This window comes from Arthrobacter sp. 9V (assembly GCF_902506065.1).
Classification (GTDB): domain Bacteria; phylum Actinomycetota; class Actinomycetes; order Actinomycetales; family Micrococcaceae; genus Arthrobacter.
The window spans coordinates 4,185,213-4,200,309 of the sequence record NZ_LR732912.1 but is presented as its reverse complement, the minus strand read 5'-3'; the positions used below and the strand labels follow the sequence as shown (position 1 = coordinate 4,200,309).

Here is a 15,097-nt window from a genome sequence, read left to right as displayed (position 1 = left end):
TAAAACGTCGACCTGCCCGGATGGGCAGGTCGACGTTTGCATGAAGGGATGAATCAGTTGATGGCTGCCTTCAGTTCCTTCGCTGCCAGCTCGGGATCTGCAGCACTGTAGATGGCACTGCCTGCAACGGCGACGTCGGCGCCCGCCAGCTGCACGGCCGCGATGGTTCCGGCGTTCACGCCACCAGCTACTGAGAACGGGACGCGTGCTTCCTCGCCTGCGTTGAGCAGGGTGCGCAGGTTGTAACCAGGCTGTGCCTGCTCGTCCAGGCCCGCGTGGAACTCGACGAACTTGGCACCCAGCGTCCGGGCTTCCTTGGCGCGGGTCACCTTGTCCGCCACACCGATCAGGTCCACCACAATGCCCTTGTTGTGCGCTTTGGCGGCCTTGACTGCACCGGCAATGGTGGAGTCATCGGCGGTGCCCAGAACCGAAACCAGATCGGCTCCCGCCTTGAAGGCGATATCGGCTTCGAGCTCGCCGGCATCCATGGTCTTCATATCTGCGAAGACGATCTTGGTGGGGTGGGCATCCTTGATGGCGGTCACCGCGCTGAGGCCGGCAGCCTTGATAAGCGGCGTACCGAGTTCAATGATATCCACGTGCTCGGCCACTTTACCGGCCAGTTCAAGGGCGTCCTCGACGGTGAGGAGATCCAGTGCTACCTGAAGTTTCATAGGGTTTCTGCTTTCTTGTGGAAGGTTTTGTTGCTTTGGGATTGATGCAGTTCGGGGTGGTGAAGTCTGGTGAGCTACTCAAGGTTGGCGTGCCGCAACCAGAGACTTTCTGCAGGCTCATTGGTGTTCTCCCAGAGGGTTTGGAACACCGCCTCAGTTGCAAGGAAGAGGGATTGCTCAAACAAGCTGCCGGAGTACTGGCGCGAAAGGCCGGAGCCGTGATCGGTCTTCTGCGCGGCAGGAATGATCACCAACGCATCTGCCAGGCCGGCCAGGGGTGATCCCGGGTTGGTGGTCACCGCAGCTACATCCGCGCCGGCTGCGATGGCTGTTTCCGCCGCCTTGACCACGCCGGAGGTGGTCCCTGAACCGGATGCGAGCAACAGGAGGTCGCCGGAGGCGATGGCAGGGGTTGTGGTGTCCCCGGCAACATGGACCGTGAGGCCCAAGTGCATCAGGCGCATGGCTGCCATGCGGAGAACCAGTCCGCTGCGGCCGGCGCCGGCCAGGAAGATGCGGTCCGCCCCTCGGATCCTGTCTGCGAGGACTGCCAACTGCTGCACGTCGATTGCGTTGGTGGTGCCCGCGAGTTCGTCCTGGATCAGTGACAGGTTAAGGGCTGCCTGCGCCGCTGTTTCGCTCACTGAGGACTTTTCTACTATGGCGTCCATACCCACTCCTTCACATGCCGTAGTTTTGCTTCACTCCCAGCTTGGTGCAGTTCAAGGGTGGGTGGAACGCTGTTTTCGGATGGCATTTCCCACCCGTTCGGGTAGTTCCTGCTCGTGCCGGCGCGTATGCTGACCGGATGCAGAACTGGGCCCTCCTCCACTCCATCAGCGATCTTGCTGCCGCGCCGCTGAACCGCGTTGCCGAATCCCTCCGCAACGCCATCCTTCCGTTGATCCCGCACAAGGCCTTGGTCATTTTTACGGAGGACTGCACTGGGCGGCCGCAGAAGAAGGCGGGCGACGAAGGCGTCGTCAGCCGTGTATCCATCACAGAACTGGACCGTCTGAGGTTGGCAATGCAGGGCGAGGACCCGTGGCGTACTGCTGCGCTCATCGCCGGTGAGGAACGGGAAGTCATTGCCCTGGGCTACGCACCCAGCCAGGCGCTTCTCGTCCTGACCGAGCCCTACCTGGCTGAGGGATCGGAAAGTCAAGAGGCTCTTCGTCTGCTCAGTTATCTTTGGCGATTAACCGCCCGACGCATCCAGGAGAAAGTAACCGACGCGCCGCCGTCGTACCTCTTGGAATCACGGGCGGCATCCGCCGAACGGATCCGTGTGACGGCCGAGCTGATCGACCAGCACTCCACAACTCTTGAAACCCTGCTCGCAGCCCTGCGCTCAACCTCCCTGGACGACGCCGCCGCACGCGCCTCCGTGACGGACCTCGCCGTCAAGGCTTTGGTGGACTTGCGGACGGTGAGCGACCGTACCAGCGATCTGGTGGAGGAACCGGTGGCGACGGCGTTCGAGCGGCTTCGCGAGGACCTTCGGCCGTTGATGCACTTCAGCAATATTGATATTCAATTCATCGAGCCGCCCGCCAACGGGCGGGCACTCCCTGGCGAAGTTGCACACGCTGCACGCGCCGTTGTTCGCGGGCTTGTTTTGGCGATCGCCGAGCAGCCGGACGTCCGCCGCGTGCGCGCACAGTGGGACTGTGACGGTGAAAACCTGCTGATCAACGTGCGCGACGACGGTCTTGGGGCACTCACTCCGGACTCGCCCAACATTGCCCGCCTGCAGCAGCGGGTGCTGGCTGTTGACGGGCGGATGTCCCTTGAGGTGATGCAGGGCTGGGGCGCGGATATTTCCGTGGTGTTGCCGCTGGATCCGCCTGCGGCGCCAGTCGGTGAGGTTGCCGTCTGGGATCTGGCACCCCGGGAATTGGAAGTCCTGCAGTTACTCACTGCAGGGCAGCGGAATCGGAGCATCGCCGGGGCTCTCCACATCAGCGAAAACACCGTGAAGTTTCACATCCGGAACCTCTTCCGGAAACTCGACGTGCGTTCCCGGGCCGAGGCGATTGCCTTGGCCCACTCGGCAGGACTCCGGTAGCAGGGGGTATCTACTTCGCTGTCCCTACTTCCGTGTGCCGTCACGGAGCCGGCTCTCGCCCTCCGCATAGGTGTCCAGCAACTTCAGTGCGTGCTCACCCTCGGCGCCTTCCCCGGCCAGCGCAGACCGCATGCCCTCCAGCTTTTCTGCTCCGGCGGGGAAGGGCGGCAGCAGCGGGATATCCGGATCCGTCAGCACTTCAATAACGGCCGGACGATCCGCGGAAAGAGCGTAGTCCCAAGCGTCGCCGAGCTTGGCGGGGTCCTCCACCCGGATTCCCGCCAAGCCCAGCAGCTCCGCGTACGCAGCGTAGGGGAAGTCCGGGATTTCCTGGCTGTCCGGGAATCTGGGCTCAGCCTCGGTCTCCCGTTGTTCCCAAGAGACCTCGGCGAGATCACGGTTATTGAAAACACAGACCACAAAGCGGGGATCAGCCCAGTCCCGCCAGCGGTGAGCCACCGTGATCAACTCGGCAACGCCCAGCATCTGCATTCCCCCGTCACCCGCCAGGGCAACCAGGGGGCGGTCCGCATGGGCAAGTTTCGCCGCCAATCCGTACGGGATGGCGCACCCCATGCTGGCCAGGGTTCCGCTCAGGTGGGCCGGGACTCCGGGCGGAAGGATCAACTGGCGTGCGTACCAGTAAACGCAACTGCCGACGTCGATGCTCAACTGGGCGTTGCCGGGGAGCCGGCCGCTCAGCTCGCGCACCACCAGTTCGGGGTTCACTGGCTCGGCAGGTACATTGGCGCGTTCTTCTGAGAGCCGGTCCCACGCGCGGACCTGTTCTTCCACATCGGCGCGCCAGATGCTGCGAGAAGGCTGTTCCTTAGCTTCAAGACGTGCTGTAAGTGCCGTGAGGGTTTCGGCAGCGTCGCCCACCAAGCCCACCTCCACGGGGTAGCGGTTAGCGATCTTGCGGCCGTCGATGTCAATTTGCACAGCCTTGGCACTGCCGGGCTTCGGGTAGAACTCGGTCCAGGGATCGTTGGAACCTATGATCAGCAGGGTGTCGCAGTTCTCCAACAGAAACGCACTGGCAGTGGTGCCCAGATGGCCCATGGTGCCCACGGCGTTGGGGAGTGTCTCGTCAACGTAAGGCTTGCCGAGCAGGCTGGTGGTGATTCCGGCGTCGAGCTTTTCGGCCAACGCCACCACTTCCTTTTGGGCGCCTCGGGCTCCCTGCCCAACGAACAGCGCTATCCGTTCACCTTTGGAGAGGATCTTAGCCGCTGCATCCAGCTCTTGGTCGCGGGGCATGACGCGGGCCGGATGCCAGAGGGGTGCAGTGACCACGATTCCGTGTTCCTGCTCAAGTTCAGGAGCCTCGGCGGTCTGGATGTCGTGGGGAACGATCACCACGCACGGGGACTTGGTTTCAAGGGCTGTGCGGAAGGCGCGGTCGATCAACATGGGGACCTGCTCCGGTGAGCTGGCCAGTTGGGCGAACTGGGCGGCCACGTCCTTGAAGAGTGTCAGCAGGTCAATCTCCTGCATGTAGGCGGAGCCCAGTACCGTGGTGCTTTGCTGTCCGATGATCGCCACGACGGGGACGCTGTCCATCTTGGCGTCGTAAAGGCCGTTGAGCAGATGGACGGCGCCGGGACCTTGCGTGGAGGTGACCACGCCCACTCCGCCGGTGTACTTCCCATGTCCCACGGCCATGAAGGCCGCGGCTTCCTCGTGCCTGGCTTGGACAAATTCGATCTTGTCCAGCGAGCGGCGTAGGGCCCCCATGAAACCGTTGATGCCGTCGCCGCTGTATCCGTAGACACGCTCCACGCCCCAGTTTTGGAGTCGCTCCACCATGAGGTCCGAAACGGTTCGCTGTGTCATGCCTGGCTCCTCGTCAGTAGGTGAGTATCTGGCTTGAACCATAGTAAGCATGCTTAGCTATCCGCCACGCGGGGTGGTGTATGAGGAGGATGTCTGTTCAGAGTGGTGTATCGACGCCCAGATCTTCGAGCGCCCATGACAAGACCCGCAACTCGAAGGGGTGCCGTTCCTGGATCTCAAAGACGTAGGCATCGAGCTCGAAGACGGGGGCATTTCCGCCTTGAGCCCAGTACCTGATCCAAAGATCTTCAAGATCGATGGTCCTGTTCCGTATGAGGTTTCGCGCTGTTCTACGTGGATCTTCCATGGCAGGTATCCCGTTGCAAGCGGCGGGTCGCTCTCGGAGTAAATTTATCAGGTTACTTACTTTTGAAACTGTACCTTCTGCTCGCTTTCCGGGGCAATGGGTGACGGGAAGCCGAAGTGTTCCTACGATTAGGCTCATGGAACCTACCGGAAGCGCCGAACACATCAGAAGCCTGCACGAGCTGGTGGTCGGTAGTTCCGACATCCACGGAATCTTGAATGGGGTAACCGGCTTCGCCTGCGATGCCATGAGCAAGGTAGCCGGTGAAAACATCGACTGCGCCCTGACCTTGCGGCGTCGCAAACGGACCGCCACTGTTGCGGGCAGCAGTGAGAGGGCCGTGTATCTGGACAAGATTGAGCAGGAACTTAAGCAAGGTCCTTGCCTGGAAGCCTTGGATGCCGGGCGTCCCATGCTCCTCGCCGACGTTGCCACGGATACCAACTGGCCTCTTTACAGCAGCGCACTGGCCGCTGAGGGCGTGCGGAGTGCCCTGGGTGTTCCCATGGACCTGGGTGAGACATCTCAAGCGGTCATCAACTTCTTCGCACCCACGGCAGGGACCTTCACGGACGCTGTCATCGCCGAGGCTGCCGCTTTCGCGGACGTCGCGGGTAGTACCTTGCGCCTGGCCATCAGGGTGGAAACCGTGGAGCAACTCAACGCAGACCTCAAGACCGCGATGTCCTCCAGGACAGTCATTGACCTCGCCTGCGGCGTCATCATGGCCCAAAACCGTTGCAGCCAGGACGAGGCATTCAGCGTGCTCACCAAAGCCTCCAGCCACCGGAACCAAAAACTGCATGCCGTAGCGTCAGAAATCATCGCCAACCTCAGCGGCAGCAATGACAATCAACTGCGCTTTGACGACTAATTTTTGGCACCCCGGTTTCCAGCAGCCCTAGGCTGTTTGGTCGCCGCCGCTGAATGACGACGGCGGCCGGGAGTCGTCGTCGGGCTCTGCTGCCGGGTGAGTGGAAGCGCCGGCTACCCTTCGGGGCTTGGTGCGTCCCATGAAGATGGCGGCCAGCGGTGTGAGTAGCAGGAGCAGGCCGATGGTACTCATACCGGCGATGCCTGCGAAGGCGACCAAAGCAACCATGAACAGAAGATGGATGTCCGAAGCCTCTGTCAACGACAGAGTGGTTGCGAAGGTGGGGCCTTGGGTTATTTTCATTCTCTTGCTCCTGCGGGACGTCAGTTGCCACTTTTCCTACTGCTTATGAGTGTTCTGAGAAGCCGAAAAGTGTCGCCGATCGACGGTGCTTTCTTGTATTGCCTTGGCACAAGGCAACAGGCAGAAATATTTCTTTTGAGTCCGCGTCACGTTTCCGCAGGTCAGAGCACATAGTCAGTGCCCAAGTCGTTGAATCGCGTACAGCGCCGTTGCCCTTTTCGGCCGCGTTGCGGTTCGCCGACGGAGTTGGCAGTGGTGGGTGTGGCGGGTTCTGGGGCCCGCCCGGGGCGCCATCACTGCGCAAACCGGGCAAGTGCGGTCGGTCGTCTGAGTCGCGACCGACCGCACGATCCCGTAGACGGCTGAGGCCTGTAAACCTAGACTGACCGCATGGCGCACACGCGGAACCGCACCCTGCACGCTGTCTTCCTTGCGGTGGTTGCGGCCGCCTTGATGGCAGGATGCGCGGGAAGCGGCACCAGCCCTTTCGTTGGCGTGTGGGGTAACACCGGAGACACCAAACAACCGTCCCTGGACCTCACATCAGATGGCCGTGCCACGGGAACGGACGGCTGCAACAGACTCATGGGGACGTGGAAAGAGGACGGCAAGACCATCTCGTTCGGCGGTTTCGCGTCCACCCGCATGGCCTGCGAAGGTGTGGACACCTGGCTTTCCAATGCTTCGACGGCCAAGATTCAGGAAGACGGGAAGTTAGCGGTGTTCGGCCAAGGCGGGGATGGGATAGGGACACTCGCGCCCGGCAAATGAGGGAAAGACGTTCGGGGCAGGGCCTTTCAACGAATCTGGGGGAACCCTGGTGGATTCAAATGTTGAGGGTGTGGAACAGGCAGTTTCTACCGGTACTTTGCCCGGCCGGGATCAGGTGGATTCGCTGGTAGCTGCATCCCTCCAGCGGAACCGTACCTGCCAGGACGGCGACGTGGCGGACTACATTCCAGTTCTGGCGCGCGCTGACCCTGATCTCTTTGGCGTCTGTGTGGTGGGAGTAGACGGCGGGGTCCATGTGGCTGGCGACGCCGATGTGGAGTTCTCCATCCAGTCCATCTCCAAAGCATTTGTGTACGCACTCATGCCGGGCACCACTGCGGACGAGCAGTGGGCAGCCGTCCAGTCGGGGCTCTCTGCCTTCGCGGGCCGTGACCTGGCGCTGGATAATGAGGTCTACCGCTCCGAGGCCGCCACGAATACCCGTAACCGGGCTATTGCCAGGCTCTTGGAAAGTTACGGAAGGATCGGGCGGGATCCGCTGGCTGTCGTCGATGTTTATACCAAACAATGCTCACTGCGGGTGAGCGCCCGCGATCTCGCCATCATGGGTGCCACCCTGGCCGACGGCGGGGTCAACCCGGTGACGGGAAAACGGGTGGTTTCAGCGGAAGTATGCCGGGACACCCTCGCCGTCCTTGCGGCCAACGGGCTGTATGAGCGCTCCGGTGAGTGGTTGTTCGAGATCGGGCTCCCGGGCAAATCAGGAGTGTCCGGCGGGTTGCTGACAGTCTCACCCGGCAAAGCAGGAATCGGCGCGTTTTCGCCCCGGCTGGACCCTGCAGGCAACAGCGTCCGGGGCCAACAAGCCACGGCTTATCTGTCACGGGTACTTGGCTTGAACATCTTCGCGTCCCAAGCACACGCGCCGCCCCTACTTCTTGACCGCCCGCATGGTGTTGTTCCGCTTCTCATGGGTGAGCTCGGCCAACCCCAGTGCTTCCAGCAGTGGCGGCATGTACATCCCGAACCGCCCACGGTATCCCTTGCGGAGCCCGTACCAGCCACCCACGGGATTGTCCTCGCTGCGACCCCAGGCCTCCACCGTTCCGGGGGCGGCTTCCTTGCCTTCGTCGGCGGCGCCCAGGGGCACCCAATCGCCTTGGGCCACCAGCCACGCGTGCAGGTCCTCGATGGCGCGGAGCTGGTACAGCAGCTTGGTGGACCCCACTTTGCAGACAATGGCCGGCGGATCCGCGGCTTCGTCCCTGTACATGATGTAGTCCGAAGAGCCCGGGGGAGTGGTGAGCTGCCAGGGATCGTCTATGGTGCCAGCGGCCATGGTTAGTCCTTCCTCAGGTAGTGGACACGCTACACAGAGTCCGGCTGTGTGTCTGCAGATTCAGAACCCATGGTGTTGGAAGTCAACGGATTCTCTATCTCATCGGTCATCATGCGTGCTGCAAAGAGTGCCACGAAGGCCATGATGGGACACACCAAGCCGGCTATGAAGAAGATGAGCCAGATGGGAACCACCTCGGCCATGGGGCCGGCGAGTGCCATGGATACCGGCATCAAGGCCAACGAAACAAAGAAGTCCAGACTGGAGATACGGCCCAACAAATGCCGTGGCACCCTCCGTTGCAGCAGGGTTCCCCAGATGACCATGCCGACTCCTTCGGTGGCACCGAAGATCAGCATGGCGGCACCAAGAACCCAGAAATTGTCCATGAATCCGATTGCAGCTACCGGCAGGCTGCCCAGCCCCCACGTCACCACCATCACGGTGAGATAGCGCCGGGGAAGGCGGACCGTTGCCGTGGCCAGCGCGGCGGCGGCACTGCCAACACCCATGACTGCCAGCAGGAAACCGAACGTCCTCGAGTCGCCGCCCAATTGGTCACGGACCACGAACGGCAGCAGGACCTCGATGGGACCGATCAGGAAAAGCACGGACAGGCAGGCCCAGATCAGGGTCCACAGAAGCCACGGTGTGCGTACTGTGTAGCTGAAACCTTCCCGGAGGTCCTTGAAGAGGGATGATTTGCCGGTTGCCGCAGTGTCCGGGCCATTTCCACCCACGGCAGGATCACCGGGCGCCTGGCGGCTCAGGAGGTTGACCATCCCGAACGCCAGCAAGTGGCAAACGGCCACACCAGCCACAGCATGGGCCGGGGACAACACTGCCACAAGAATTCCCGCGATTGCCGGGCCGGCCGCCTGCTGCAACACCGGCCGCACTGTTCCTTCCAGCCCGTTGGCGGCCAGAAGGTCATCAGCGGGCAGAATGCGGGGAAGCATGGCCGAGTAGGCCGGGAAGAAGAATGCCTGGCCTACGCCGATGACAAAAGCGCCCACAGCCAGGTGCCACAGTTCAATGACGTTGAACAGGGCAAGAGCTGTGATGGAGGCGATGACCGCCAGGTTGGCGCCCTCCACTGCGATGATCAGGATTCGCTGCGGGAATCGGTCGGCCGCGATGCCGCCCGCCAAGACGAAACCCACCAAGCCGATGCTGGCTGCCGTGGCCACCAAGGACAGTTCCAGGGGGCCGCCACCGAGGTGGATCACCTCATAAACCATCGCCACAGCCCACATTCCGGATCCGAAGATGGAAATGGACAGCGCGGAAATCAGCACACGGAATTCCCGGTGCGCAAAGGGACGCAGCGCTCTCAGCGAGGCCATCCCACTACCCTAAGCCTGGGCCTGAATGCCGTGGAAGGCCCGCTGATGCTAAAGCTGTGCGTTATGCAGCGCCCGACGGCGGTGCGTCGTCGTCGTCGGTGTCCGCACCTTCTGCGGGGTCCTGGCTGTGCAAGCCGGTATCCTGCGGTACCCAGCCTTCAGGTTCACCCTCCGCAGGGGCGTCGGTGTGGTGCCGTACGGCATCTTCATTCTTGTCTGAGGCATTCATAACGGTTACTCCTGTCCTTGCTTGGACTGCTTCCGTGAGTGCACCCCAGTTTACGCCCGGGTATGGCCAATATGGGGTCCGCTCTCCGCGGAATACTGTCCACATACGGCCTCCAACGGCTCTCGCAAGGCGACGGCGTGACATAGGCTGAAGCCAGCAGTTCCCCGTAAAACGACTAACTGCCAAGGAGAGGTGAAGATGCCCAAGCGCCCCAACCCGGCGGTGAAGATCGCCCAGGAAACAGCCCACAACGCAGTGTTTGACGCCCAAGGCAACGCCAAGCCCGGAGTACACAACGTGCTGCTGAAAGCTGTGGAAGTCCAACGGCCCCTGGTCCTGGCCAACCTCCGCCGGCTCCAACGCAGGCACCCCCATGATTCACCGGCGCAGCTTGCCGCCAAACTGGAACGCCACTACCTGCTGGCCATCTCCGGGGGAGGCGCAGCGGTAGGTGCTACCGCCGTCGTCCCTGGTATTGGAACCGCGGCGTCGCTGGGGCTATCCGCGCTCGCAACCGTGGGCTTCCTGGAAACTACTGCACTCTATGCGTCGTCCCTGGCAGAGCTGCACGGGATCCGGCTGACAGATCCCGAGCGTGCGCAAACCATGGTCATGGCCATCATGCTGGGAGAGGAAGGCACGTCCATGCTTGGCGCCCTCAGCGGGCAATCGTTGGGGCGCGGCAAAGGCGTGACCAACGCGTGGGGCCGGACGCTCACCAAGAAGATTCCGGGGAGTGGATTCGGTGTTATCCGCGACTCCATCCAGCGCGCGTTCCTGAAGAACCTCCTGAAACGGCAAGGTTCCGCCTTTATCGGCCGTGCCCTGCCGTTCGGTGTGGGCGCCGTAGTGGGCGGTGCGGGCAACTTGATGATGGGCCGTGCCGTGGTGTCCACCGCAAAGGAAGCTTTCGGCCCGCTCCCGGATACGGTTCCTGGTGAGCTGCTCCCCAACGCGCCCAAAAACATCCTGAAAAACACAACGCTGGAAGGCGGTAGCAGTGGATCTGAACGCTGACCTCGGGGAGTCTTTCGGCTCCTGGACCATGGGAGACGACGCCTCGATGTTCCGCATCGTGAGCAGCGCCAACGTGGCCTGCGGCTTCCACGCCGGTGATCCCCTCACCATGCTGGACAGTTGCCGTGCGGCGTTCGAGTTGGATGTCCGTGTGGGCGCCCATGTCGGATACAGGGACCTGGCCGGCTTCGGCAGGCGCTCGCTGGACATGACCTTTGACGAGTTGTTCGGGGACGTGCTTTACCAACTTGGTGCCTTGGATGGAATGGCCCATGCGGTGGGAGCTTCCGTGGATTACGTGAAGCCCCACGGCGCGCTGTACAACAGGATCGTCCGGGACGCTGAGCAGGCCGAAGCCGTAGTGGCGGCTGTCCACGCTTACGATCCTGGCCTGCCGGTCCTGGGATTGCCGGGCTCGGAGTGGCTGAAGCTTGCTGAGGAATCCGGGCACCCCGTCTTCCGCGAAGCCTTCGTGGACCGCGCCTACCTGCCGGATGGAACGTTGGTACCGCGCACCCAGGAAGGCTCGGTGCTGCATGACCCGGAGGCCGTTGTAGCCCAGGCCGTGCGGCTGGCAACGCGCAAGGAAGTACTGGCCATCGACGGAACAGTGGTGCCCGTGCAGGCCGATTCCCTCTGCATCCACGGTGATACCCCCGGTGCGGTGAACATGGCTGCAGCAGTTCGCGAGGGCTTGGAGAAAGCCGGCGTCGAGATTGAAGCGTTCGCCTAAGCCTGTGAGCGCGGTAGTGGTGGAGCCGGGAGCCAGCACCATGGTTCTCGCTCCTGGGCAAGTACTGGACCGAGCGTCCATGCACTTGGCCAATAGCCTGCTGGGTAACCCGGACTCTGCTGCCGGACTTGAGGTGCTGCTGGGCGGGCTGAAGCTGCGGTTCGTGACAGGCTCGGCCGTGGCGGTCACCGGCGCCGAGGGGTTGGTCACGCTCAACGGTAGTGAACTTCCACTGAACAAAGCGGTGCGCGTCCCTCCCGGCGCAGTACTTGAGTTCGGCCGTGCCTTGTTTGGTCTCCGCTACTACGTCGGGGTCCAGGGCGGAATCCGGCAGGCAGAGACTCCACTGACCGAGCAACTGCGGGCTGGTGCGGCTCTGTCTTTTGGACGGCCGCACGGCCATGCCTTCCCCGAGGCGAACCATTCCGCCCGGCGGGCTTTGGATCCCCAGCGTCCCGTGGTTGTGAGGGTCTCGCCTGGGCCTCAAGCACAGAATTTCGACGCCGGTACATGGCTTCGGTTGACCAGTGAACCTTGGATTCTGTCGCCGGAGTCGGATCGGGCAGGTGCTCGGCTCTCCGGCCGGCCCCTTGATGCTGTCCCTGGTCCCGGCGATGCCGCCGCTGAAGCACGCCAAGCCCGACAGCTGGTGTCGGGCGCTGTCCTGCTGCCGCCGTCGGGGCTTCCCGTCGTAGCTCTGGCGGGCCACCCGGATACTGCCGAGTCGCCAGTGATCGCAGTGGTCCGCGACGAGGACTTGGACCTGGTCGGCCAAGCCAGGCCCGGGCAGATGGTGCACCTCCTGGGCTGATCAGCAGGAAACAGCTGCATGATCCTCGCAGATGCACTGAACTATCTGTGCCTTCGCTGCCAGCCCTATAGTTTCTGCGCCAGCATCACCAGGATCCCGCTGGGACCGCGCAGGTAGGTCAGTTTGTAAACGTCCTGGTAGTTGGCCACACCACGCAGCGGGTGGCAGCCGTGCCTGGCGGCAATCTCCAAGGCGTGGTCAATGTCGTCAACCGAGAAAGCTACGCGGTGCATACCGATCTCGTTGGGAAGGGTCGGATGGGTCTCGATCGCGTCCGGATGCAGGTATTCGAAGAGTTCAAGCTGGCCATTGCCATCCGGGGTTTGGAGCACCGCAATTTTCGCGTGGTTGCCGTCCAACCCAACCGCCGTGTCAGCCCACTCTCCGCTGACCGTGTCTCTGCCCAATACCGTAAGGCCGAGATCCGTGAAGAAGGCGATCGTTTCTTCAAGATCCCGGACCGCGATGCCGACGTTCTCAAGTTTGATAGCCATGCGTTGAAGCTACCAAGGCGCGTTGGATAGCTCCAGTGCCTCAGCCAAACAGCAGATGCGCCACCGTGAAGATTGCCAAGCCGGCCAGAGCGCCCACCACCGTTCCGTTGATGCGGATGTACTGGAGATCCTTGCCCACCTGAAGCTCGATCTTTTGCGAGGTTTCCTCAGCATCCCAGCGGGCCACGGTATCGGAGATGACGCCGGCGATGTCCGAACGGTAGGTATTCACCAGGTACCCGGCAGCATCGCCAATCCAGGTGTTGATCTTGCCGGCCAGTTCGTCGTCATTGACCAGGCGGGTGCCGAAGTCGCGGACGGCGCTCTTGAAGCGCCGGCTCAGCTCACTGTCCGGATCGTCCACGGCGTTGAGCAGCGCAGTTTTTACCGTTCCCCACGTGCGGGACGCCAGTTCGCGGACTTCGGGGTCGCCGAGGATTTGGGCCTTGATGGATTCGGCGCGTTCGATCATTGCAGGATCGTGCTGCAGGTCCTGGGCCAGATCTGCGAGGTAAGCGTCAATGGACTGCCGGACCTGATGATTCTGGTCGGCCTGTACGGCGCGAACAAACTTTGAGAGTTCCACGTAGACGCGGTCGCCCACCAGGCCATCAACGAACGTGGGCACCCACAAGGGAGAGCGGTCCGAGACGAGCCTGTTCACTGTTGCGTGGTTGGCGTCCACCCAGTCGGCCGCGCGGTCTACCAGGAGATCAACCAACGTGTGGTGGTGTCCGTCGGCAAAGATCCGTTCAGCCATCCGGCCCACGGGTGGTCCCCACGGCGGGGTGAGCAGGTGTTTGCGGACCATGCCTTCGATTACTGCCTGCACGTCGTCGTCGTTCAGCACAGTAAAGGCGCCCCGGATAACAGCGCCGCCTTCCTTGGCGACGCGCTCGGCACCACCGGGCGCAGCCAGCCAGCGTCCGGCCTTGCGGGCAATATCGATGCTCGACAACTTGTCCTGCACAACCTCTTGGGACAGGAAGTTGCTCTCGACGAAGTCGCTGAGAGATTGGCCGATCTGATCCTTGCGGCGGGGAATGATGGCGGTATGCGGGATTTTCAGGCCCATGGGGTACTTGAACAGGGCGGTCACCGCGAACCAGTCGGCCAGCGCACCCACCATGCCGCCTTCTGCCGCCGCCCTGACGTATTCAAGCCACGGGTACTGCTTCTGGAACGCGAATGCCACCGTGAAGATCACCGCCATGGCGATCAGCAACGCCAGGGCCAGCCGTTTCATGCGGAGCAACGCTGCCGCTCTTTCCATGTCTCCGGCCGAGGGCTCGATGACGGCGGAAGCCCTTCGTGAGGGTGCGGCGCCATAGCTGGGAGTGGGGTTGGTGACGTCTTCGGTTGGGATTTGTTCAGAGTTCACCTGCATTAGCCCAGCGTAGCCCCCGAGCGTGCAGCGGGGTGGGCTAACGTGTCTGCATGACTAGCGACGACTACGCCCCAAGCCGGCCCAAGGTCTACGCCCACCGAGGTGCCAGTGCAGCCTTTGCCGAGCACACCCGGGCCGCCTACATGAAGGCCATTGCCGACGGCGCCGACGGTGTGGAGTGCGATGTGCACCTGACCCGGGACCAGCATGTGGTGCTGCTGCACGACGCGAACCTGGACCGGACGTCCACCGGCACAGGCCCTGTTGCTGAGCACACTTTGGAGCAGCTCCGGGAGTTGGATTTTTCGTCGTGGAAGGGCGCCCGGATTCCGGATGCCTATGGTGGAGTAGCTGACCAGCTCCTGACCCTGCCGGAGCTGCTGGATATCCTCCGTGCCGCGGGGCGTGATATCGGGTTGGCCATTGAACTCAAGCACCCCAGCCCTTATGGACTGAAACTGGAGGACCGTGTTCTTGCCCTGCTGGAAGAAGAGGGCTGGACACCTGAGGAGTCACGGCTGGAGAACATCAGGGTCTCCTTTATGAGCTTTGATACAGATTCCGTTCAACGTCTGCTGCAGAGCGTGCCCAAGGAGTACATCTGCCAGTTGGTGGACGACTTCACTGTTCAGGAGATCCGCCAGGAGCTCGGCCTCGGTTTCCTGACTGGCGGCGCCGTAGCAAACGTTATGCGGGCAACCCAGCTCGAGGCCGAAAGGGTACTTGACGCCGGTGAAGTAGACATCGCCGGCCCGGGCATCGACTACATCAGGGAGCATGCCCGCAACGTTCAGCGGTGGTTGGAATCGGGCCGCGTCTTCCGGGTATGGACTGTTGACTCGGAGAAGGACGTGGCCCTTTGCCAAGGGCTTGGCATCCACGAGATCACCACCAACAAGCCCGCGCAGGTGCTCGCGCAGTTAATGGTGTCCAACTAGGGGACA

17 protein-coding genes and 1 pseudogene are annotated in these 15,097 nt (G+C 62.3%); 8 read left to right on the top strand and 10 right to left on the bottom strand.

Annotated elements, in window-relative coordinates; translation table 11 throughout:
* Positions 1 to 53: 53 nt before the first annotated feature.
* Together hxlA and hxlB are read right to left on the bottom strand one after the other, a co-directional pair.
* On the bottom strand, positions 54 to 677 hold the full coding sequence (gene hxlA / locus BACI9J_RS19330; RefSeq protein WP_159735797.1) for a 3-hexulose-6-phosphate synthase: 624 nt from the start codon (positions 675 to 677) through the stop codon (positions 54 to 56).
* A gap of 74 nt (positions 678 to 751) precedes the next feature.
* Entirely contained in the window at positions 752 to 1,348 is a 597-nt protein-coding gene (hxlB, locus tag BACI9J_RS19325) for a 6-phospho-3-hexuloisomerase (RefSeq protein WP_159735796.1), read from the bottom strand.
* A gap of 137 nt (positions 1,349 to 1,485) precedes the next feature.
* On the opposite strand from hxlB, the gene BACI9J_RS19320 reads away from it, so the two are divergent.
* Positions 1,486 to 2,745: a helix-turn-helix transcriptional regulator gene (locus BACI9J_RS19320; RefSeq protein WP_159735795.1), complete on the top strand. Its 1,260-nt coding sequence runs from the start codon at positions 1,486 to 1,488 to the stop codon at positions 2,743 to 2,745.
* 24 nt (positions 2,746 to 2,769) lie between these two features.
* On the opposite strand, the gene BACI9J_RS19315 is transcribed toward BACI9J_RS19320, so the two are convergent.
* Both BACI9J_RS19315 and BACI9J_RS19310 read right to left on the bottom strand, forming a co-directional pair.
* A complete protein-coding gene (locus tag BACI9J_RS19315) occupies positions 2,770 to 4,581 on the bottom strand; it encodes a thiamine pyrophosphate-requiring protein (RefSeq protein ID WP_159735794.1) in 1,812 nt (603 codons plus the stop codon).
* Positions 4,582 to 4,678: 97 nt separating this feature from the next.
* Positions 4,679 to 4,888 (bottom strand): hypothetical protein, encoded by a 210-nt coding sequence (locus BACI9J_RS19310; RefSeq protein WP_159735793.1) that lies wholly within the window; start codon positions 4,886 to 4,888, stop codon positions 4,679 to 4,681.
* Between the two features lie 136 nt (positions 4,889 to 5,024).
* On the opposite strand from BACI9J_RS19310, the gene BACI9J_RS19305 reads away from it, so the two are divergent.
* Complete coding sequence (locus BACI9J_RS19305) at positions 5,025 to 5,762, top strand: GAF and ANTAR domain-containing protein (protein WP_159735792.1); 738 nt, start codon at positions 5,025 to 5,027, stop codon at positions 5,760 to 5,762.
* Between the two features lie 27 nt (positions 5,763 to 5,789).
* On the opposite strand, the gene BACI9J_RS19300 is transcribed toward BACI9J_RS19305, so the two are convergent.
* Positions 5,790 to 6,065, bottom strand: a complete 276-nt coding sequence (locus BACI9J_RS19300; protein ID WP_159735791.1) for a hypothetical protein — start codon at positions 6,063 to 6,065, stop codon at positions 5,790 to 5,792.
* Positions 6,066 to 6,455: 390 nt separating this feature from the next.
* Between BACI9J_RS19300 and BACI9J_RS19295 the strand changes: the two genes are divergently transcribed.
* Together BACI9J_RS19295 and BACI9J_RS19290 are read left to right on the top strand one after the other, a co-directional pair.
* Entirely contained in the window at positions 6,456 to 6,836 is a 381-nt protein-coding gene (locus BACI9J_RS19295) for an META domain-containing protein (RefSeq protein ID WP_159735790.1), read from the top strand.
* Positions 6,837 to 6,882: 46 nt separating this feature from the next.
* Positions 6,883 to 7,725, top strand: a pseudogene (locus BACI9J_RS19290) (glutaminase); the annotation flags it as partial.
* A 3-nt stretch (positions 7,726 to 7,728) separates the two neighbouring features.
* On the opposite strand, the gene BACI9J_RS24470 reads toward BACI9J_RS19290, so the two are convergent.
* The 3 genes from BACI9J_RS24470 to BACI9J_RS19280 form a co-directional block, all read right to left on the bottom strand.
* Positions 7,729 to 8,070 carry a DUF6855 family protein gene (locus BACI9J_RS24470; RefSeq protein WP_442858661.1) on the bottom strand — a complete coding sequence of 114 codons (342 nt, stop codon included), beginning with the start codon at positions 8,068 to 8,070 and terminating at the stop codon, positions 7,729 to 7,731.
* 95 nt (positions 8,071 to 8,165) lie between these two features.
* On the bottom strand, positions 8,166 to 9,482 hold the full coding sequence (locus tag BACI9J_RS19285) for an MFS transporter (protein ID WP_159735788.1): 1,317 nt from the start codon (positions 9,480 to 9,482) through the stop codon (positions 8,166 to 8,168).
* A gap of 61 nt (positions 9,483 to 9,543) precedes the next feature.
* Positions 9,544 to 9,711 (bottom strand): hypothetical protein, encoded by a 168-nt coding sequence (locus BACI9J_RS19280; RefSeq protein WP_201296622.1) that lies wholly within the window; start codon positions 9,709 to 9,711, stop codon positions 9,544 to 9,546.
* Positions 9,712 to 9,909: 198 nt separating this feature from the next.
* On the opposite strand from BACI9J_RS19280, the gene BACI9J_RS19275 reads away from it, so the two are divergent.
* The 3 genes from BACI9J_RS19275 to BACI9J_RS19265 are packed head-to-tail and all read left to right on the top strand — an operon-like array spanning position 9,910 to position 12,272.
* Positions 9,910 to 10,728, top strand: coding sequence for a hypothetical protein (locus BACI9J_RS19275; RefSeq protein ID WP_159735787.1), 819 nt, complete (start codon positions 9,910 to 9,912; stop codon positions 10,726 to 10,728).
* The gene (locus tag BACI9J_RS19270; protein ID WP_159735786.1) at positions 10,712 to 11,461 is read left to right on the top strand and encodes a LamB/YcsF family protein; all 750 of its coding nucleotides are present in this window, start codon (positions 10,712 to 10,714) and stop codon (positions 11,459 to 11,461) included. Before BACI9J_RS19275 ends, BACI9J_RS19270 begins: the two co-directional genes overlap by 17 nt.
* 4 nt (positions 11,462 to 11,465) lie before the next feature.
* Positions 11,466 to 12,272 (top strand): biotin-dependent carboxyltransferase family protein, encoded by an 807-nt coding sequence (locus BACI9J_RS19265; RefSeq protein ID WP_159735785.1) that lies wholly within the window; start codon positions 11,466 to 11,468, stop codon positions 12,270 to 12,272.
* Positions 12,273 to 12,337: 65 nt separating this feature from the next.
* Here the strand turns inward: BACI9J_RS19265 and BACI9J_RS19260 are convergent, their stop codons facing one another.
* Both BACI9J_RS19260 and BACI9J_RS19255 read right to left on the bottom strand, forming a co-directional pair.
* Positions 12,338 to 12,766 carry a VOC family protein gene (locus BACI9J_RS19260; protein WP_159735784.1) on the bottom strand — a complete coding sequence of 143 codons (429 nt, stop codon included), beginning with the start codon at positions 12,764 to 12,766 and terminating at the stop codon, positions 12,338 to 12,340.
* Positions 12,767 to 12,806: 40 nt separating this feature from the next.
* Positions 12,807 to 14,153, bottom strand: coding sequence for a DUF445 domain-containing protein (locus BACI9J_RS19255; protein ID WP_159735783.1), 1,347 nt, complete (start codon positions 14,151 to 14,153; stop codon positions 12,807 to 12,809).
* Positions 14,154 to 14,203: 50 nt separating this feature from the next.
* On the opposite strand from BACI9J_RS19255, the gene BACI9J_RS19250 reads away from it, so the two are divergent.
* Complete coding sequence (locus BACI9J_RS19250) at positions 14,204 to 15,091, top strand: glycerophosphodiester phosphodiesterase (protein ID WP_159735782.1); 888 nt, start codon at positions 14,204 to 14,206, stop codon at positions 15,089 to 15,091.
* Positions 15,092 to 15,097 lie beyond the last annotated feature (6 nt).